The sequence below is a fragment of the Kitasatospora sp. NPDC050543 genome (assembly GCF_044457565.1).
Taxonomy (GTDB): domain Bacteria; phylum Actinomycetota; class Actinomycetes; order Streptomycetales; family Streptomycetaceae; genus Kitasatospora.
This window is the reverse complement of the sequence record NZ_JBITGZ010000019.1, coordinates 128,743-148,038: the sequence shown is the minus strand read 5'-3', so window position 1 is coordinate 148,038 and position 19,296 is coordinate 128,743. Positions and strand designations below refer to the sequence as shown.

Annotated in this window: 13 protein-coding genes; 12 read left to right on the top strand and 1 reads right to left on the bottom strand. The window is 73.5% G+C overall.

The annotated features are described in order from the left end of the window. Positions 1-448: 448 nt before the first annotated feature. The 7 genes from ACIBH3_RS23270 (at position 449) to ACIBH3_RS23240 (ending at position 8,472) form a co-directional block, all read left to right on the top strand. Entirely contained in the window at positions 449-1,093 is a 645-nt protein-coding gene (locus tag ACIBH3_RS23270) for a two-component system response regulator (RefSeq protein ID WP_396313968.1), read from the top strand. A gap of 120 nt (positions 1,094-1,213) precedes the next feature. Next, positions 1,214-3,922 carry a DNA translocase FtsK gene (locus tag ACIBH3_RS23265; RefSeq protein WP_396313967.1) on the top strand — a complete coding sequence of 903 codons (2,709 nt, stop codon included), beginning with the start codon at positions 1,214-1,216 and terminating at the stop codon, positions 3,920-3,922. 288 nt (positions 3,923-4,210) lie between these two features. Then, positions 4,211-5,104, top strand: coding sequence for a helix-turn-helix domain-containing protein (locus ACIBH3_RS23260; protein ID WP_396313966.1), 894 nt, complete (start codon positions 4,211-4,213; stop codon positions 5,102-5,104). A gap of 84 nt (positions 5,105-5,188) precedes the next feature. Further along, on the top strand, positions 5,189-6,664 hold the full coding sequence (gene rimO, locus ACIBH3_RS23255) for a 30S ribosomal protein S12 methylthiotransferase RimO (RefSeq protein ID WP_396313965.1): 1,476 nt from the start codon (positions 5,189-5,191) through the stop codon (positions 6,662-6,664). After that, the gene (gene pgsA, locus ACIBH3_RS23250) at positions 6,661-7,299 is read left to right on the top strand and encodes a CDP-diacylglycerol--glycerol-3-phosphate 3-phosphatidyltransferase (RefSeq protein WP_396313964.1); all 639 of its coding nucleotides are present in this window, start codon (positions 6,661-6,663) and stop codon (positions 7,297-7,299) included. The genes rimO and pgsA overlap by 4 nt, the downstream gene beginning before the upstream one ends. Continuing rightward, positions 7,296-7,835 carry a CinA family protein gene (locus tag ACIBH3_RS23245; RefSeq protein WP_396313963.1) on the top strand — a complete coding sequence of 180 codons (540 nt, stop codon included), beginning with the start codon at positions 7,296-7,298 and terminating at the stop codon, positions 7,833-7,835. Before pgsA ends, ACIBH3_RS23245 begins: the two co-directional genes overlap by 4 nt. Before the next feature lie 265 nt (positions 7,836-8,100). Then, complete coding sequence (locus tag ACIBH3_RS23240; RefSeq protein WP_396313962.1) at positions 8,101-8,472, top strand: helix-turn-helix domain-containing protein; 372 nt, start codon at positions 8,101-8,103, stop codon at positions 8,470-8,472. Positions 8,473-8,998: 526 nt separating this feature from the next. On the opposite strand, the gene ACIBH3_RS23235 is transcribed toward ACIBH3_RS23240, so the two are convergent. Beyond that, entirely contained in the window at positions 8,999-13,765 is a 4,767-nt protein-coding gene (locus ACIBH3_RS23235; RefSeq protein WP_396313961.1) for an ATP-dependent helicase, read from the bottom strand. Between the two features lie 184 nt (positions 13,766-13,949). Between ACIBH3_RS23235 and ACIBH3_RS23230 the strand changes: the two genes are divergently transcribed. The 5 genes from ACIBH3_RS23230 (at position 13,950) to recA (ending at position 19,171) form a co-directional block, all read left to right on the top strand. Then, on the top strand, positions 13,950-15,506 hold the full coding sequence (locus tag ACIBH3_RS23230) for a S8 family peptidase (protein WP_396313960.1): 1,557 nt from the start codon (positions 13,950-13,952) through the stop codon (positions 15,504-15,506). Between the two features lie 125 nt (positions 15,507-15,631). Further along, positions 15,632-16,186, top strand: a complete 555-nt coding sequence (locus tag ACIBH3_RS23225; protein WP_396313959.1) for a GNAT family N-acetyltransferase — start codon at positions 15,632-15,634, stop codon at positions 16,184-16,186. Between the two features lie 72 nt (positions 16,187-16,258). Then, positions 16,259-16,453 carry a DUF3046 domain-containing protein gene (locus tag ACIBH3_RS23220; protein WP_396313958.1) on the top strand — a complete coding sequence of 65 codons (195 nt, stop codon included), beginning with the start codon at positions 16,259-16,261 and terminating at the stop codon, positions 16,451-16,453. A gap of 114 nt (positions 16,454-16,567) precedes the next feature. After that, the gene (locus ACIBH3_RS23215) at positions 16,568-17,863 is read left to right on the top strand and encodes an AI-2E family transporter (protein WP_396313957.1); all 1,296 of its coding nucleotides are present in this window, start codon (positions 16,568-16,570) and stop codon (positions 17,861-17,863) included. 186 nt (positions 17,864-18,049) lie between these two features. Further along, a complete protein-coding gene (gene recA, locus ACIBH3_RS23210) occupies positions 18,050-19,171 on the top strand; it encodes a recombinase RecA (protein ID WP_396313956.1) in 1,122 nt (373 codons plus the stop codon). Positions 19,172-19,296: the final 125 nt, after the last annotated feature.

Here is a 19,296-nt window from a genome sequence, read left to right as displayed (position 1 = left end):
ACTGACCGCCGGAGGTGTTCCGGTGCTGTCGTCGCTGGTGGTGGGGCCGGCCGGACGCGTTCCGGCGGCCGGGTCCGCGATGGCGGGCGCAATTGCGTCAGGGGCCCGGAATTCTCGATCGTGCCCGAACCTGTCAGGTGTTCCGTGGCAGTTCTCCCCCCGCCTCGGGATGGCCGGCTCGGCGGGAAGGGTGCGGGGTGGGGGAGTCCGGGGTGGCCTTCGGGGCAGGAGTGGGACGGCTTCGCTGGCGAGGAAGGGTGGGAACCCGGTAGGGTCACCGATCGTTGCGAACAGTGACCGAATGACGACTCAGCGCAGAGGTTCCCCGGTCGGCTGTTTCGCGGCCGAGCGATGTGCCGGGCGAGGGGGTGCGGCTAGCATGACCGGGGTAGTGGTGGGCAGTACACGGGTGCCCTCCCCAGGGAGGCAGGCGACAGGAGGGCGGGTCGTGGTGCAGAAGGCAAAGATCCTCCTGGTCGACGACCGGCCGGAGAACCTGCTCGCACTTGAGGCGATCCTGTCCGCCCTCGACCAGACACTGGTCCGCGCCGCGTCCGGCGAGGAGGCGCTCAAGGCGCTGCTGACGGACGACTTCGCGGTGATCCTGCTCGACGTCCAGATGCCCGGCATGGACGGCTTCGAGACGGCCTCGCACATCAAGCGCCGCGAGCGCACCCGGGACATCCCGATCATCTTCCTCACCGCGATCAACCACGGCCCGCACCACACCTTCCGGGGGTACGCGGCCGGGGCAGTGGACTACATCTCCAAGCCGTTCGACCCGTGGGTGCTGCGCGCCAAGGTCTCGGTGTTCGTCGACCTCTACATGAAGAACTGCCAGCTCAAGGAGCAGGCGGCACTGCTGCGCCTGCAACTGGAGGCGGGCGGCGCGCGGGAGCCGGAGCTGGGCGGGCCCCTGCTGAGCGAGCTCTCCGCCCGGCTCGCGTCGGTCGAGGAGCAGGCCGAGGCGCTGACGAAGCAGCTGGACGGTCAGGACGACTCGGCGGCGGCCGCCGCCACGGCGGCGCACCTGGAGCGCAAGCTGGCCGGGCTGCGCCGGGCGCTGGACGCGCTGCGCCCCGGCGCGGACTGATCCCCGCGCTCCGCCGGCCGGGTGAACCACCGACGGCATGACGGTGTGTCTGCGACACGTCGGGCGTGCGGCCACCTGCCGCACGCCCCCGGGTCGCCCCCGCCGGTAGGCTGCTGAGCCATGGCCACACGTACGCCCGGAAGCGCGGCACGCAACCCGAGTCCGGGACCGGCGAAGAAGGCCGCTGCGAAGTCCGCGGCCAAGCCACCGGCGAAGAAGGCGGCGGCCAGGAAGGCCGCCCCGGCGAAGAAGGCCGCGGCCAAACCCGTGCCGGCGGCTCCGGCGCCCGCCGCGCCCCGGCCGATACTCTTCCGCGCCGTCCGCGCCGTCTGGCTGGGCCTGGCGCACGCCGTCGGCGCGGCCTTCCGCGGGTTCGGTGACGGCGCCAAGGGACTGGACCCGGCGCACCGCAAGGACGGCGTGGGCCTGCTGCTGCTCGCCCTCGCGTTGGTCACCGCGGCCGGTACCTGGTTCAGCCCGCAGGGCTGGCTGGGCGAGGTGGCGACCAATGTGGTCTCCGGCCTGTTCGGGCGCCTCGACGTGCTGGTGCCGGTGCTGCTGGCCGTCATCGGGGTGCGGCTGATGCGCCATCCCGAGGTGCCGGAGGCCAACGGACGGATCGTCATCGGCGTCAGCGCGCTGGTGATCGGCGTGCTGGGCCTGGTGCACATCGGCTGCGGCGCACCCGGCATGGCCAGCGGCGCGACCCGGATAAGGCAGGCCGGGGGGATCGTCGGCTGGGCGGCGTCCACCCCGATGATGGCGGCCGCCGGGCCGCCGCTGGCCGTCCCGCTGCTGATCCTGCTGGCGTTCTTCGGGCTGCTGGTGGTGACCGCCACCCCGGTCAACCGGATCCCGGAGCGGCTGCGCGCGCTCGGTGTGCGCCTGGGCGTCGTCGAGCCGCTCCCGGCGGACGGGCCCGGGGCGTTCGGGGAGGGGCGTACGCCGGAGCGTGAGCACTCCACCGAGCCGCCGGAGGACGCGGATCCCTCGGCGCTGCCCTTCACCGTGGAGGGCCGGCCGGGCGACGAGGTGGCCGCCCGCCGCCACCGCCGCCGGCGCAAGCAACTGGACGATCCCGAGCTGGCCTCGGCCGTTCCCGACATGTTCGTGAAGGATCCGTACGAGACCCGCGACCTCGCCGCCGGGGTCGCCGCGGACCTGGACGGCGCGCTGCTCTACGGCGTGCCGGCCTCGCCGGCCGTGGCGGACATGATGCACCAGGTGCAGGACCGCACCGCGCCGCCCGAGGACGCCGCCGTCCCGGCCGCCCGCGGCGCGGCGGCGCCGGCACCGGCCGGGCCGGGCGCTGCCGACCAGCACGGCCCCGCCCCCGTCCGGATGGAACAGCTCCAGCTCGCCGGCGACATCACCTATGTGCTGCCGTCGCTGGACCTGCTGGAGCGCGGCGGCCCGGGCAAGACCCGCAGCAAGCTCAACGACGACGTGGTGGCCCAGCTGAGCGGGGTGTTCGCCGAGTTCAAGGTGGACGCCAGGGTCACCGGCTTCACCCGGGGGCCGACGGTCACCCGCTACGAGGTCGAGCTCGGCCCGGCGGTCAAGGTCGAGCGGATCACCGCCCTCGCCAAGAACATCGCGTACGCCGTGGCCAGCCCGGACGTGCGGATCATCAGCCCGATCCCCGGCAAGTCGGCGGTCGGCATCGAGATCCCCAACCGGGACCGCGAGATGGTCAACCTGGGCGATCTGCTGCGCTCGCGCACGGCCGCCGAGGACAGCCACCCGATGGTCGTCGGCATGGGCAAGGACGTCGAGGGCCACACCGTGATGGCCAACCTCGCCAAGATGCCGCACATCCTGGTCGCGGGCGCGACCGGCGCGGGCAAGTCGTCCTGCATCAACTGCCTGATCACCTCCGTCCTGGCCAGGGCGACCCCGGACGAGGTCCGGATGGTGCTGGTCGACCCCAAGCGGGTCGAGCTGACGGCGTACGAGGGCATCCCGCACCTGATCACGCCGATCATCACCAACCCCAAGAAGGCCGCCGAGGCCCTCCAGTGGGTGGTGCGCGAGATGGACCTGCGCTACGACGACCTCGCCGCGTTCGGGTTCAGGCACGTGGACGACTTCAACGCGGCGGTGAAGGCCGGCAAGGTGAGCGCGCCGCCGGGCAGCGAGCGCGAGCTGACGCCGTACCCGTACCTGCTGGTGATCGTGGACGAGCTGGCCGACCTCATGATGGTCGCCCCGCGTGACGTCGAGGACTCGGTGGTGCGGATCACCCAGCTGGCCCGCGCGGCCGGCATCCACCTGGTGCTGGCCACCCAGCGGCCCTCGGTGGACGTGGTCACCGGCCTGATCAAGGCCAATGTGCCGTCCCGGCTGGCGTTCGCCACCTCGGCGATGGCGGACTCCCGGGTCATCCTGGACCAGCCGGGCGCCGAGAAGCTGATCGGCAAGGGCGACGCGCTCTTCCTGCCGATGGGCACCAGCAAGCCGGTCCGGATGCAGGGCGCCTTCGTCACCGAGGCCGAGATCGCGGCCGTCGTCCAGCACTGCAAGGATCAGCTGACGGCCGTCTACCGCGACGACGTGACGGTCGGCGGCGGCACCAGGAAGGAGATCGACGAGGAGATCGGCGACGATCTCGACCTGCTGATCCAGGCCGCCGAGCTGGTGGTCTCCACCCAGTTCGGGTCGACCTCGATGCTCCAGCGCAAACTGCGTGTGGGCTTCGCGAAGGCGGGCAGGCTGATGGACCTGATGGAGTCGCGCGGGATCGTCGGTCCCAGCGAGGGCTCCAAGGCTCGCGACGTGCTCGTCACCCCGGAGGAGCTGGACGGCGTCATCGTCAGCATCCGCGGCTGAAAGGGCGGTGGGGAGGGTGATCCAGGGAGGCGGTAACCTCCGGGTTGCCTCACTCGTTCGGAGGAGAGGCAGCGTGGTGGGAACCTTCTGTGTCTCCCGCCGCGTCACAGGGCCGGGGAGCAGTGCGGACCGTCGTGGTTGACCACTCGTCAACCCACGGGTGGTTGTCCGCCGGGCCCCGCCCGGGGTGGGCGCGCACGTTCGGGCCTATTCCGCTTGAGAAACGATCCGACCCCGCCCCTAGACTGTTGTTCCAGCAGGTGGCCATCCGCTCGAAAGGCGTGCCCAGTGACCATCGGCAAGTCCCAGGACCGCGACAACCGCCGGTCCTCCGCCCGTGAGTCCGGCAGCTCGCCGGGCCGGACCGGGCCCGGCACGCCGGAGCCGACGGCCGAGGCCGTCAGCATCGGCCGGGTGCTGTCCGACGCCCGGATCGGGGCCGGCCTCACGGTCGATCAGGTGAGCGCGAGCACCCGCGTGAGGGTGCCGATAGTCCACGCGATCGAGGAGGACGACTTCACCCGCTGCGGCGGAGACTTCTACGCCCGCGGCCATATCCGCTCGATCGCGAAGGCGGTCGGCATCGACGGCGACCCACTGGTCGCCAGCTACGACGCCGCACACGGGGGCGCCCCTGCGCTTCAGCGCCCCGTTCATCTGCTGGAGACCGGGCCGATCAAGGTCAGCGAGCGCCGCCGCCCGAACTGGACGGCCGCCATGGTCGCCGCGATCGTCGCGGTGGTCGCACTGATCGGCTTCAACCTGGTCAACGGCACCACCGGCGGCTCGACCGTCGGCTCCGCCAGTGCCCCGCTGCCCAGCGGCTCCGGCACCGGCTCCCTCGCCCCCGCTCCCTCCGCCAGCGTCCAGCCGCCGGCCCCCGCCGCCCCGAGCGTCGCGGCGATCGCCGCCGCTCCGGCGGACAAGGTCACCGTGAAGCTGGTCGCGGAGAAGGACACCAGCTGGGTCTCGGCGCTCGACGGCGCCGGCAAGTCGCTGTACCAGAACAACATCGAGGAAGGTCAGGACCAGACCTTCACCGACCCCAAGCAGATCAAGCTGGTGATCGGCAACGCCGGTGCCGTGCACGTGTACGTCAACGGCAAGGACCTCGGTCCGGCGGGCAAGGACGGCCAAGTGGTGCATGTCACGTACACCCCCGGAGACCCGCAGGCAGGCTGAACCGGCGGGGCGAAGATCTGGTAATCCGAGGCGCGCGACCTCCGGGGCGAACGGCACCGGGGGCCGCGCGTTAATCTTGGCCCTATGCCTGAACGCCGTACTGTCGCCCTTGTCACGCTCGGATGCGCCCGCAACGAGGTGGACTCCGAGGAACTCGCCGGGCGACTGGAGGCCGATGGCTGGCAGCTGGTCGACGACGCCGCCGACGCCGACGTCGCCGTCGTCAACACCTGCGGGTTCGTCGAAGCCGCCAAGAAGGACTCCGTCGACGCCCTGTTGGAGGCCAACGACCTCAAGGGTCACGGCCGGACCCAGGCCGTGGTGGCCGTCGGCTGCATGGCCGAGCGGTACGGCAAGGAGCTCGCCGACGCACTGCCCGAGGCCGACGCGGTGCTCGGCTTCGACGACTACGCCAACATCACCGAACGTCTGCAGACCATCCTCTCCGGCGGCCACCACGCCGCGCACCTGCCGCGGGACCGCCGCAAGCTGCTCCCGCTGACCCCGGTCGAGCGGCAGGCCGCCGCCGCCGAGGTGGCACTGCCCGGCCACGGCGCCCCCGAGGACCTCCCGGACGGCGTCGCCCCCGCCTCCGGGCCGCGCACCCTGCGCAAGCGCCTGGACGACAACCCGGTGGCCTCGATCAAGCTGGCCTCCGGCTGCGACCGGCGATGTTCGTTCTGCGCGATCCCGGCCTTCCGCGGCTCGTTCATCTCCCGCCGCCCCTCCGACGTGCTGCACGAGGCCCAGTGGCTGGCCGAGCAGGGCGTGCGCGAGGTCGTGCTGGTCAGCGAGAACAACACCTCGTACGGCAAGGACCTCGGCGACATCCGCCTGCTGGAGACGCTGCTCAGCGAGATCGCGGCCGTCCCCGGCATCGAGCGGGTGCGGGTGAGCTACCTCCAGCCGGCCGAGATGCGCCCCGGGCTGATCGACGTGATGACCTCCACGCCGGACGTCGTCCCGTACTTCGACCTCTCGTTCCAGCACTCCGCGCCGGCCGTGCTGCGCCGGATGCGGCGCTTCGGCAACACCGACCAGTTCCTGGAGCTGCTGGAGACCGTCCGGGGCAAGGCCCCGCAGGCCGGTGCCCGCTCCAACTTCATCGTCGGGTTCCCCGGGGAGACCGAGGAGGACTTCGCCGAGCTGGAGCGGTTCATCACCAACGCCGGCCTGGACGCCATCGGCGTCTTCGGATACTCCGACGAGGACGGCACCGAGGCCGCGACCTTCGACGGCAAGCTGCCGCAGGACGTGGTGGACGAGCGGCTGGCCAGGCTCTCCCGGCTCGCCGAGGAGCTCACCGCCCAGCGCGCCGAGCAGCGGATCGGCACCGAGGTGGAGGTGCTGGTCGAGTCGGTCGACGGGGACCTGGTGGAGGGCCGCGCGGCCCACCAGGCGCCGGAGACGGACGGCCTCACCACGCTGACCGGGGCCGACGACGCCGAGGTCGGCCAGTTCTACCGGGCCCGGGTGGTCGCCAGCGAGGGCGTCGACCTGATCGCCGAGGTGCTGGAGCTGGTGCGCGTGAGCGCGGACAGCACGGGAGCGGGAGTATGACCAAGGGGCCCGGCGCTCCGGCCGCGGCCCACCCCGGCAGATCGGGGGCCGCGGTGCCCTCGCCTCCGGGCATCTGGAACATCGCGAACATGCTGACCATGCTCCGGCTGCTGCTGGTGCCGGTCTTCGTGCTGCTGCTCTTCGCCGACGGCGGCCACGACCCCAAGTGGCGGGCGGTGGCCTGGGCCTCCTTCGCCGTCGCGATGATCACCGATCTCTTCGACGGCGAGCTGGCCCGGCGCAAGGGCCTGGTCACCGACTTCGGCAAGATCGCCGACCCGATCGCCGACAAGGCGATCATGGGCTCGGCGCTGATCGGGCTCTCCGTCCTCGGGGACCTGCCCTGGTGGGTCACCATCGTGATCCTCGCCCGCGAGGTGGGCATCACCCTGATGCGGTTCTGGGTGATCCGCTACGGCGTCATCCCGGCCAGCCGGGGCGGCAAGCTCAAGACCCTCACCCAGGGCATCGCGGTGGGCATGTACGTGCTGCCGCTCACCGGCTGGCTGGCCACCGCCCGGGCCGTCCTGATGGGCGTGGCCGTGCTGCTGACGGTCGGTACCGCCCTGGACTACGTCGGGCAGGCGCTGCGCCTGCGCCGCGAGGGCATGGCCGAGGAGCGCGAGGGCCGGTGAGCGGGGCTGCGGAGGGTGGCGGGGACTTCGAGCTCGCCGAGCGTGCGCACGCCGCGCTACGGGCCGCCGGGGGCACGCTGGCGGTCGCCGAGTCGCTGACCGGCGGGCTGCTCGCGGCCGCACTGGTGGACGTCCCCGGGGCGTCCACCACCTTCCGGGGCTCGGTCACGGCGTACGCGACCGAGCTGAAGGCCTCGGTGCTCGGCGTGGACGAGGGGCTGCTGGCCGTGCGCGGCCCGGTGCATCCCCTGGTGGCCCGGCAGATGGCCGAGGGCGTACGGCGCCTGCTGGGCGCCACGTACGGGCTGGCGACGACCGGGGTGGCCGGTCCGGATCCGCAGGACGGGCAGCCGGTCGGCACCGTGTACCTCGGATTCGCCGGTCCTGGGGGAACTCTGGTCAGTTCGCCCCGGTTGTCGGGGGAGCGTGCCACAATCCGTCGCATGGCGGTGACGGCCGCCCTGGAGCTGTTCGTCGGGCGGCCCTGGCCCGATTCGGGCCGAAGCCGGGATCTCCACCGAACCGAGACGTGCTGAACCCGGCGCAAGCCTGCGCCTCAGCTGGAGGATCGTGTTACATCGAAGGGCCTGGTTGGGCAGAAACCAGGTAGCGAACGAGTTGAGTGGCGGTGGCCACGAGCCCCGGAGCGGGCGCGGCGAGGGTCCGGGCGGGGAACAAACAGGGGAGGGGACAGCCTTGCAGCCCAGAGTGAACACGACCACGGTCCCCGCACGTGAAGCGGGCAAGGCGGTACGGTGGGGTCGTGACATCTCGATCCGCAGTCCGAGGAGGGAGGCACCGATGATCCTGCTCCGTCGCCTACTGGGCGATGTACTGCGTCGGCAGCGCCAGCGCCAGGGCCGCACACTCCGCGAGGTGTCGGCGGCCGCCAGGGTTTCGCTCGGTTACCTCTCCGAGGTCGAGCGGGGGCAGAAGGAGGCCTCTTCGGAGTTGCTCTCCGCCATCTGCGACGCACTTGACGTCCGAATGTCCGAGGTCATGCGCGAGGTCAGCGACGAACTCTCGCTCGCCGAACTTGCGGCGATGGCCACCCTCTCCGAAGGTGAACTGCTGAGGCCGGTACTCGAACCGGTACCGCTTCCCGCGCCCGGCGTCGACCGGACGGGTTCCATGTCGCCCAAGGCGGCGGCGATGGACGTGGTCGCGGCCTGACCGGACCTCGCCCTCCCGGGCCCGGCCCGGGGACGAGTGAAGGAGGCGGCTTTGCGGAGAGCAGCGGCGGTGTGTGCCGAGGCCCGGTCAGCTCTGCCGGCGTGTGTGCGGCTGCGGCCGGTGCGCTGGGTGTCGGCGGTCCTGCTCGGCGGGATCTGCTGGTGGCTGCTGCTCAGCAGGGGCTTCGGCGCCGACGGTGCCGTGCTCGGGGTGCTGGGGGCCGGCGGGTGGGGGCTCGGTCTGGTCCCCGTTCACGCAGACCTCGGATTGACCGGGCCACAGCGCCGAACGGGTGAATCCGGGCCCGTGGCGTACGTGCCCGTGAATCCTGTGAACCAGGTCGAGTCCGCGCCCGGGGTATCCGGGGTCGTGGAGGACGCGACGCCGACGCCGGAGTGATGCCGGCCACGACGGCCGTGGGGGGCCACCGCACACCTCGGTGCCCGGTGGCCCCCACGGCCGTCGTGCTGCGCCCGGCTGGCCCTGTTCGCCCTCCCTGCTCGGCTCGTCCGCTGTGGCCGGACGCTCAGGGGCGCAGCCGTAGGCCGCGCGGGGTGGGGTGGAAGCCGGCTGCTTCCAGGGCCTCGCCCAGCGGCGAGGTCAGGGCGGGCTCGCCGTTGGCCCGCTCCACCGTGACGCTGCCCAGCGCCCCCTCGCGGACGGCCCGGGCCAGCGCCTCGGCGGCCAGTGCCCGGGTGCCGGCGTCCTCGGGCCAGGCGAGCAGGGACTTGCCGCCCCGCTCGATGTACAGCGTGAGCTCGCCGTCCACCAGCACCACCAGGGCGCCCGCCTTGCGACCGGGCCGGTGGGCGGTGGCGGTCCTCGCGGCGGCGCCGGCGGTCGTGGTGCCCGGGGCACCCGGCGCGGCCGAGGCGGTGGCCGGCTCCGGGGGCTCCGGCCAGGGCAGCGCCGCGCCGTAGGCGTTGGCCGGGTCTGCGGCCGCCAGCACCACGACCTGCGGGGGCTCGGCCGAGCCGGCCGCCGCCCACTCGCCGGCCCGGGTGCGCTCCAGCCGGCTGTTCACCGAACGCAGCCGGTCGGCCGCGCCCTCCATGGCGAACTGCGCACCGCCCAGCCCCTCGACGAAGTACCCGCGGCGGGCCCGGCCGCGCTCCTCCATCGCGGAGAGGACCCGGTACACCCCGGCGAATCCGCCCGGGACGCGCTCGGCCGCCACCGTGCCGCGGGTCAGCAGTCCGTGCCGGTCCAGCAGGCTCTGCGCCTGGGCGGCCGCCCGGACGGTCTGCTCGGCGGCGAACTCCGGCAGCAGCGACCAGCGCCCCGCGACCGTCGCCGGTGCGCTGCGGGCCCCGCCGGGAGCGGTACGCCCGAGGCCGCGGCCGGCCCCGCCGTACCGCCCGCGCGGGGTGGCCCGCGGCGCCCGGTGGGCGGTGGCTCCGGGCGTGCGCCCGGAGCCGAGCAGGGCGCGCAGCGGGGCGAGGGTGTCATTGGTGACGTACCCGGCCCAGACCAAGTCCCACAGGGCCTCGACGATCTGCGGCTCGGGGACGGGCTCCGCCTCGGCCTGGACCCGCTCCACCAGCTGACGGAAGAACAGACCGTACCCGCCCGCGAGGGCGCCGAGCAGCGCGGTGTGTAGGGGCGTCAGCGCCGGCGGGACGGGCTCGGGGCGCAGCAGATGGGAGTTCTCGCTCAGGTGCAGGCCGATCCAGCCGTCCTTGCCGGGCAGCGCGCCGGCGCCGGACCAGCTGACCTCACCGGCCGCCGTCAGCTCGTCCAGCAGGCCCGGGCGGTAGTCCGCCAGCCGGGCCGGGAGGACGAGCTTCTCCAGGGCGGAGGCGGGCAGGGCGGTGCCCTGGAGCTGTTCGACGACCCGGAGCAGGCCGTCGACGCCGCGCAGCCGGTGGCCGGCCAGGTGCTGCCACTGCGGGAGGAAGGCGGCCAGGGCGCGCGGCGGGACGGCCTCGACCTCCTGGCGCAGGGCGGCGAGCGAGCGGCGGCGCAGCCGGCGCAGTACCTCGGCGTCGCACCACTCGACGGTGGCGGTGTGCCCTTCGACGGGCCGGAACTCGCCCTGGACCAGCCGGCCGGCTGCGGTCAGCCGGTGCAGGGTGCCGGTGACGACCGCGACGCCGAGGCCGAAGCGGGCGGCCGCCTCGGGAGCGGTGAACGGGCCGTGGGTGCGGGCGTGCCGGGCGAGCAGGTCTCCCAGCGGGTCCTTGACGGGCTCGGTGAAGGCCTCGGGGATGCCGACCGGCAGTGGGGTGCCGAGGGCGTCGCGCAGCCGGCCGGCGTCCTCGATGGCGGCCCAGCGCTGCTCGCCGCCGATTCTGACCTGGATGACCCGGCGGGCCGATTCCAGTTCGAGCGCCCAGAGCGGTTCGGCGCCGCGGGCCGTCAGTTCGGCCTCGGAGAGCGGGCCGAGCAGGCGCAGCCCGTCGGCGACGCCCTCGGCGTCCTTGATCCGGCGTTCGGGGGTGAGCCGCTGGAGCTCGGCCTCCAACTCGGCGAGCACGGCCGGGTCGAGCAGCTCGCGCAGTTCGGCCTGGCCGAGCAGTTCGGAGAGCAGCCGGGAGTCCAGCGCGAGGGCGGCGGCGCGGCGTTCGGCGAGCGGGGAGTCCCCCTCGTAGAGGAACTGGGCGACGTAGCCGAACAGCAGGGAGCGGGCGAAGGGGGACGGCTCGGGGGTGGTGACCTCGACCAGGCGGACGGCCCGGGACTCCAGGTCTCCCATCAGCTCGACCAGGCCGGGCACGTCGAAGACGTCCTGGAGGCATTCGCGCACGGCCTCCAGGACGATCGGGAAGGAGCCGTACTCGCTGGCGACCTCCAGCAGTTGGGAGGCGCGCTGGCGCTGCTGCCAGAGCGGGGTGCGCCGGCCGGGGCTGCGGCGGGGGAGCAGCAGGGCGCGGCCGGCACACTCGCGGAAGCGGGAGGCGAACAGGGCGGAGCCGCCGACCTGGTCGGTGACCAGCTGTTCGATCTCGCCGGGCTCGAACAGGGCGGCGTCGGCGCCGACCGGGGCCTCGTCGGATGCGGCGCTGCTCTCGCCGGGGAAGTCGAGCAGGTCGGCGTCCGGGAGGCGGAGCACGATGCCGTCGTCGGCGTGCATGACCTGCGGGTCCAGGCCGTGCTTCGCGCGCAGCCGGGCGCCGAGGGCGAGCGCCCAGGGGGCGTGGACCTGGGCGCCGAAGGGGGAGTGGATGACGATCCGCCAGTCCCCCAGCTCGTCGCGGAAGCGCTCGACCACGATGGTGCGGTCGTCGGGCAGGTGGCCGCAGGCGGTGCGCTGCTCGGCGAGGTAGTCGAGCAGATTGCCGGCCGCCCAGTCGTCCAGGCCGGCGGCCTTCAGACGGGCGGTGGCGTCGCCGGGTGCGAGGCCGCCGAGCTCGCGGACGAAGGCGCCGAGGGCGCGGCCGAGTTCGAGCGGGCGCCCGAGGGTGTCGCCCTTCCAGAACGGCAGCCGGCCGGGGATGCCGGGGGCGGGGGTGACCAGGACCTTGTCGTGGGTGATGTCCTCGATCCGCCAGGAGGTGGTGCCGAGGGTGAAGACGTCCCCCACCCGGGACTCGTAGACCATCTCCTCGTCCAGCTCGCCGACCCGGCCGCCGCCCTTCTTCGGGTCCGCGCCGGCGATGAAGACGCCGAACAGGCCGCGGTCGGGGATGGTGCCGCCGGAGGTGACGGCCAGCCGCTGGGCGCCGGGGCGGCCGGTGACGGTGCCGGTGACTCTGTCCCACACCAGGCGGGGGCGGAGCTCGGCGAAGGCGTCCGAGGGGTAGCGGCCGGCCAGCATGTCGAGTACGGCGTCGAAGGCGGACTGCGGCAGGGTGGCGAACGGCGCGGCCCGGCGCACCAGCGCGAGCAGGTCGTCGACCGCCCAGGTGTCCAGCGCGGTGATCGCGACCAGCTGCTGGGCGAGTACGTCCAGTGGGTTGCGCGGGATGCGCAGCGCCTCGATCAGCCCGCCGCGCATCCGCTCGGTGACCACGGCGGACTGCACGAGGTCTCCCCGGTACTTGGGGAAGAACACGCCGGTGGACACGGCGCCGACCTGGTGGCCGGCCCGGCCCACGCGTTGCAGGCCGGAGGCGACGGAGGGCGGCGACTCGACCTGGACGACCAGCTCGACGGCGCCCATGTCGATGCCCAGCTCCAGGCTGGAGGTGGCGACCACGGCGGGCAGCCGGCCGGCCTTGAGCTCCTCCTCGACCAGGGCGCGCTGCTCCTTGGAGACGGAGCCGTGGTGCGCGCGGGCCAGCACGGGCGGGGCGCCCCTGGCGGCGCCGGAGCCGCCCATCAGGGCGGCGGGGGCGTGCGCCTCGGGGAGGGCGGTGCCGCTCTCCCGCTCCTGGGCGATCTCGTTGAGGCGGTTGCAGAGCCGCTCGGCGAGGCGGCGGGAGTTGGCGAAGACGATGGTCGAGCGGTGGGCCTGGACGAGGTCGACGATCCGCTCCTCGACGTGCGGCCAGATGGAGGCGCCCCCGGACCGCCCCGGGGCTGCCCCCGGCCGGTCCGGGTCGATGGTGTCGGCGGGTGCGGCGGGCAGGTCGTCCAGGTCGGCGACGGGGACGACGACGGAGAGGTCGAACTCCTTGCTGGAGGCGGGCTGGACGATTTCGGCCCCGCGCACCGGGCTCAGGAAGCGGGCCACCTCCTCTACCGGGCGGACGGTGGCCGACAGGCCGATCCGGCGGGCGGGGACGTCCAGCAGCTCGTCCAGCCGCTCCAGGCTGAGGGCGAGGTGGGCGCCGCGCTTGGTGCCCGCGACGGCGTGCACCTCGTCCAGGATCACCGTGTCGATCCCGCGCAGCGCCTCCCTGGCGGCGGAGGTGAGCAGCAGGAACAGTGACTCGGGGGTGGTGATCAGGATGTCCGGCGGGTGGGTGGTGAAGCGGCGGCGGTCGGCGGCCGGGGTGTCGCCGGAGCGGATCGCGACCTGCACCTCGGGCTCGGGCAGGCCCAGGCGTACGGCGGCCTGGCGCAGCCCGGCCAGCGGGCCGCGCAGGTTCCGCTCCACGTCGACCGCGAGGGCCTTGAGCGGGGAGATGTACAGGACCCGGCAGCGGTGCTTGGGATCGGCGGGGGGCGGGGTGCTGCTGAGGCGGTCGAGGGCGGAGAGGAAGGCGGCGAGGGTCTTGCCGGAGCCGGTGGGCGCCACCACCAGGACGTCCGCCTGCCGCTGGATCGCCAGCCAGGCCTCGGCCTGGGCGTTGGTGGGCGCGTCGAAGGCACCCGTGAACCAGGCCCTGGTGGCCGGGGCGAAGCCGGCCAGCGGGTCGGGGGGCTCCAGCGGGTCGGCGGGCTGTCGGCCGGGGGTACGTCGCGCCATGCCCCCATGGTGCCGGGTGGCACTGACAACGCGGGCGCCCGGCGATGGGTTGTGTCCGGGAGAGGTAGCTTCCGTCCAGAAGGGTAGATAAAGGGCAAAGCTGACTGTCCGCTCATATGGTGATGCTTGAGACCGGTGGTCCCGCGGGCCCGAGCCCGCGGACCCGACGAGCGGAGACCGCGCGATGGAGCAGGTGCACCACCTGGCCGCCGGTGGGGCGAACAGGCCCCGCAACGGACCTGTCCGTGTGCTGCTCGCGATGCTGCTCACGGCGCTGGTGCTCGGCGGGGCCGTCCCGTACGTGGCCGGCCCCGGCCGCGCCTACCTCAGCTACCTGGTGCTCGCCGAGCGGACGGACGGCGAGGGCGCCGTACTGGCCGGCGCCGAGGCGCGGGCCGCCGGCGGTCAGGTGGTGCAGGACTACCCCCAGATCGGCGCCGTCCTGGCGTACGCGACCGGGGGCTTCGCCGACAAGGTCCGCGCCCGGCCGGGGATAGCCGCCGTCGGGGCGACCAGGACGAGCCCGGTGCCCGGCCCGCCGCGCCCGCTGGACGGCGCAGGGAGCTTCGGTACCGGTGACTCGGCGGACCGCGCGGGCGCCGCCGGCGGTGGGGGCGGTGGCCGGGCCGGTGGTGACGACGGCGGTGACGAGGCCACCCCGACGCTGCCCGACCCGGGCGAGCAGGACGCCTGGAACCTCGCGATGGTCGGCCAGGCCGCCCTGCCCGGCGACTCCTCCGGCCTGCTGCGCTCCCCGAGCGCGGACCCGGCCGCACCCTCGCCCGACTCGCTGCGCAAGGTCCTGGTCGCCGTCCTCGACTCCGGCGTCGACGACACCCACCCCGATCTGCGGGCCGCCGTCGACCCGAAGAGCTCCGCCTCCTGCGTCGACGGGCGTCCCGACGCCCGGGCCGGCGCCTGGCGCCCCGACCAGGGCGTCAGTGAGAGCGGGCACGGCACCCACGTGGCCGGGATCGTCGGAGCCGCCAGGGACGGGCACGGCGTCAGCGGCGTCGCCCCCGGCGTGCGGATCGCCGCCGTCCGGCTGCTGGGCCCGCTCGGCCAGTACTACGCGGAGAACATCGTCTGCGGCATGCTCTGGGCCGCCGGGCACGGCGCCAAGGCGATCAACAACAGCTACTTCGCCGACCCCTGGAAGTACAACTGCCCCGAGGACCACGACCAGGCGGCGATCACCACGGCGGTGGGCCGGGCCGTGGAGTACGCCCAGCGCCGGGGCGCGGTGGTGGTCGCCTCGGCCGGCAACGACGGCCAGGACCTGGGCGCGCCCCGGACGGACGAGCGCAGTCCCAACGACCGCAGTTCAGGGCCGGCCCAGACCCGCTACGTCGGCACCGAGTGCGTCCGGCTCCCGGGCGAGCTGCCCGGCGTGGTGACCGTCACCGCGCTGGACCGCGACGGCCAGCCGTCCGGCTACTCCAACTTCGGCCGCGGGCGGATCTCGCTGGCCGCGCCCGGCGGCAGCCCGGACGGCGGCCCGCAGGGCGCGATCGTCTCCGACTGGCCCGACGGGCAGTACGCGGCGCTGGCCGGCACCTCGATGGCCGCCGCGCACGTCACCGGGGCGGTGGCGGTCGCGGCGGCGCAGCACCCGGACTGGGGCTCCGGGCAGTTGGCCGCGTTGCTCGCCGCCACCGCGGCGGCCGGCTGCCCGCCCGGGCCGACCGGCTGCGGGGACCGGCAGTACTTCGGGGCCGGTGCGCTGATGCTGCCGCGCTGAGGCGCGTGGCGGGCCCGTCCGGGTGAGCGGCCGGTACGGGTGGCACGGCAGCGCGGTGGCGGGACAGCGTAGGCGGTCTGCCGGAATCCCGGTCCGCGCGGGCGCCGGTGCGCCAGGATCGGGGCATGACGGTATTCCTGACCACCGACCGGCTGAGACTGCGGCAGTTCACCGCGGCGGACGCCAACCCGCTGATCGAGCTGGACGCCGACCCCAAGGTGATGCGCTATCTGACCGGCGGCCTGGCCACCACCCGCGCCACGGTCGAGCGGGAGATCATCCCGCTCTACCTGGATCACTACCGGCGCTACGGGACGCTCGGCTGGTGGGCCGCCGAGGAGCTGGCGGGCGGGCGGTTCCTCGGCTGGTTCGAGTTCCGGCCGCTCGACGGCGGGAGCCCGGAGGAGGTCGAACTCGGCTACCGGCTGAACCGGGAGGCCTGGGGGCACGGCTACGCGACCGAGGGAGCCCTCGCGCTCATCCACAAGGGGTTCACCGAGCTCGGCGTCAAGCGCGTGGTGGCGTTCACGATGGCGGTCAACACCGGATCGCGGCGGGTGATGGAGAAGGCGGGCCTGCGGTACGTGCGGACCTTCCACGACCGGTGGCCGGAGCCGATCGAGGGCAGCGAGTTCGGCGAGGTGGAGTACGCGTTGGAGCTGGCCGACTGGCGGCCGTGACGCGTCCGGCCGGCGGGCCGCCGGCTGTCCGGACGGGCGGTCGGCCCTGGGGGGTCCGGGATAATGGTGGGCATGAGGCTGACGGAGTTCTGGCGGCGGATGTACGCGCACTTCGGCGAGGTGTACGCGGAGTCCTTCGCGTCCGACCACGTGATGAGCGAACTCGGCGGGCGCACCGTGCGTCAGGCGCTGGACGCCGGCTGGGAGGCCAAGGACGTCTGGCGGGTGGTTTGCGAGACGCAGGGCGTCTCGGCGCTGCTGCGCTGAGCGCACGGGGGCGGCCCCGGCCCCGGCGTCGCCGAGGTGCGGGCCGAGGGGGCCGACGCACCCGGGCCGGGTCCGGTGGGCGGGCCCCGGGCACGCATGGGTGAGACTGGGCGGATGGTCAGCAGCTGTGAACGCGGGCATCCGGACCAGGTACTCCGGTCGCCGGACGGGGAGGACGGGCCGCCGCCCGAGCGGCGGCAGAGCTCCTGGGCCGCCGGGATGCCGTCGTGGCTGCCCAGGGCGATGGTGCTGGCCCTGCTGCTGATCGGCGTGTTCAAGCTCGCCGACTGGGCCTTCCGCCAGCTGATCGACCTCTTCGTGATGCTGCTGGTCTCCTTCTTCCTCTCGCTGGCCATGGAGCCCGCGGTCGACCGGATGGCCGCGCGCGGGGTGCGCCGGGGGCTCGGCACCTTCCTGGTCTTCGTCACGGTGGCCGTCGCCATCGGCGGCTTCCTGGCCGCGCTCGGCACGCTGCTGGTGGACCAGGTGGCGAAGATCGCCGGGGACCTGCCGCACCTGGTCGACAATCTGATCGGCTGGATCAACCGGACCTTCCACCAGGACCTGTCGCTGGACGAACTCCAGCAGAAGCTGCTCAAGGACTCCGGGAGTATCGAGACCTACGCGCAGCAGGCCGCCGACAACGTCTGGGGCGTCTCCAGCACGCTCATCGGCGGGTTGTTCAAGCTCTTCACGGTGGGCCTGTTCACCTTCTACTTCACCGCCGACGGGCCGCGGGTGCGCCGGACGGTCTGCTCGCTGCTGCCGCCGGCCAAGCAGGGCGAGGTGCTGCGGGCGTGGGAGATCGCGCTCGCCAAGACCGGCGGCTACCTCTACTCCCGGGCACTGCTGGCGGTCGTCTCGGCGGCCGCGCACTGGGTGATGTTCGCCCTGCTCGACCTGCCGTACGCGGCCGCGCTGGCGGTCTGGGTCGGGGTGATGTCGCAGTTCGTGCCCACCATCGGCACCTATCTGGCGGGAGCGCTGCCGGTGCTGGTCGCGCTCACCGTGCAGCCGGTGGACGCGTTCTGGGTGCTGGTGTTCGTGGTGGTCTACCAGCAGATCGAGAACTACCTGTTGCATCCGCGGATCACGGCGCGGACGGTGGACGTCCACCCGGCGGTGGCCTTCGGCTCGGTGATCGCCGGGGCCGCCCTGCTCGGGGCGGTCGGCGCGCTGATCGCCATCCCGGCCGCGGCGACGCTCCAGGGCTTCGTCGGCACCTACGTGCGCAGGTACGAGGTGGCGGTCGACCCGCGGATCGACCGCGGTGAGGAGCGGCGGGCGGCCCGGCGGGAGCGGCGGCGGCAGACGGCGCGCCGACTGCGGGGGCTGCTCGGGCGGGGACCGGACGGCGGGCGTGGCCCGGGCGGCGGGCGTGGCCCGGGCGGTGGGCGCGGACCGGAGTGAGCCGCCGGCGGCCCGGGCGAGGGGGCAGCCCGGGCCGCTTGATCCAACTTGAATCGAACACCTGTTCTTTGTACTGTCCGGCGAGGAGTTCTCCACAGGCTGAGCCCGGTCGGGGCCGATTGTCAGTGGGACGCGCTAGCGTCGAGAACGATGAAGCGCACAGCACAGAACCCGAGGGTGGAAGCCATGGCAGGTACGGACCGCGAGAAGGCTCTTGAGACCGCACTCGCCCAGATTGAGCGGCAGTTCGGCAAGGGCTCGGTGATGCGCCTCGGCGACCAGGCCCGCGCCCCGATCGACGTGATCCCGACGGGCTCCACGGCGCTGGACGTCGCCCTCGGCGTCGGCGGGCTGCCGCGCGGCCGGGTGATCGAGATCTACGGCCCGGAGTCCTCCGGTAAGACGACGCTGACCCTGCACGCGGCCGCGAACGCCCAGCGGCTCGGCGGCACGGTCGCGTTCGTGGACGCCGAGCACGCGCTCGACCCGGACTACGCGAAGAAGCTCGGTGTCGACACCGACGCCCTGCTGGTCAGCCAGCCGGACACCGGTGAGCAGGCCCTTGAGATCACCGACATGCTGATCCGCTCCGGCGCGGTCGACCTGATCATCATCGACTCCGTGGCGGCCCTGGTGCCGCGCGCCGAGATCGAGGGCGAGATGGGTGACTCGCACGTCGGTCTCCAGGCCCGCCTGATGAGCCAGGCGCTGCGGAAGATCGCCGGTGCGCTGAACCAGTCGAACACCACCGCCATCTTCATCAACCAGCTCCGCGAGAAGATCGGCGTGATGTTCGGCTCGCCCGAGACCACGACCGGTGGCCGCGCGCTGAAGTTCTACGCCTCCGTGCGTCTGGACATCCGCCGCATCGAGACGCTCAAGGACGGCACCGAGGCGGTCGGTAACCGCACCCGCGTCAAGGTCGTCAAGAACAAGGTCGCCGCGCCGTTCAAGCAGGCCGAGTTCGACATCCTCTACGGCATCGGCATCAGCCGTGAGGGCGGCCTGATCGACATGGGCGTCGAGCACGGCTTCATCCGCAAGTCGGGCGCCTGGTACACCTACGAGGGCGACCAGCTCGGCCAGGGCAAGGAGAACGCGCGCAACTTCCTGCGCGACAACCCGCAGCTCGCCGACGAGATCGAGAAGAAGATCAAGCAGAAGCTGGGCATCGGCCCGAAGGCCGACACCCCGGAGGAGGGCGCGGCCCCGGCCGCCACCGAGGCCGAGGGCGGCGCCAAGCCGATCGCCGCGAGCGCCGCCAAGACGGCCGCGGCGAAGAAGACGGCGGCGGCGGCCAAGGCCTGAGCCCTTGATGCACGACAGTGAGGAGCACATCTCCTGTCCGGGCCCCGGTGGTACGCCCTCGGCGCCGGGCACGGGGGAGTCCGGCGACTGGGGGCCGCCGGACTGGTTCGCGGCGTGCGCCGAGC

What these genes read in the sequence shown, in the direction of transcription:
- ACIBH3_RS23265 (WP_396313967.1), top strand. Translation starts at nt 1,214, where the DNA reads ATGGCCACACGTACGCCCGGAAGCGCGGCACGCAACCCGAGTCCGGGA.
- rimO (WP_396313965.1), top strand. Translation starts at nt 5,189, where the DNA reads ATGCCTGAACGCCGTACTGTCGCCCTTGTCACGCTCGGATGCGCCCGC.
- pgsA (WP_396313964.1), top strand. Translation starts at nt 6,661, where the DNA reads ATGACCAAGGGGCCCGGCGCTCCGGCCGCGGCCCACCCCGGCAGATCG.
- ACIBH3_RS23240 (WP_396313962.1), top strand. Translation starts at nt 8,101, where the DNA reads ATGATCCTGCTCCGTCGCCTACTGGGCGATGTACTGCGTCGGCAGCGC.
- ACIBH3_RS23235 (WP_396313961.1), bottom strand. Translation starts at nt 13,765, where the DNA reads ATGGCGCGACGTACCCCCGGCCGACAGCCCGCCGACCCGCTGGAGCCC.
- ACIBH3_RS23230 (WP_396313960.1), top strand. Translation starts at nt 13,950, where the DNA reads ATGGAGCAGGTGCACCACCTGGCCGCCGGTGGGGCGAACAGGCCCCGC.
- ACIBH3_RS23225 (WP_396313959.1), top strand. Translation starts at nt 15,632, where the DNA reads ATGACGGTATTCCTGACCACCGACCGGCTGAGACTGCGGCAGTTCACC.
- ACIBH3_RS23220 (WP_396313958.1), top strand. Translation starts at nt 16,259, where the DNA reads ATGAGGCTGACGGAGTTCTGGCGGCGGATGTACGCGCACTTCGGCGAG.
- ACIBH3_RS23215 (WP_396313957.1), top strand. Translation starts at nt 16,568, where the DNA reads ATGGTCAGCAGCTGTGAACGCGGGCATCCGGACCAGGTACTCCGGTCG.
- recA (WP_396313956.1), top strand. Translation starts at nt 18,050, where the DNA reads ATGGCAGGTACGGACCGCGAGAAGGCTCTTGAGACCGCACTCGCCCAG.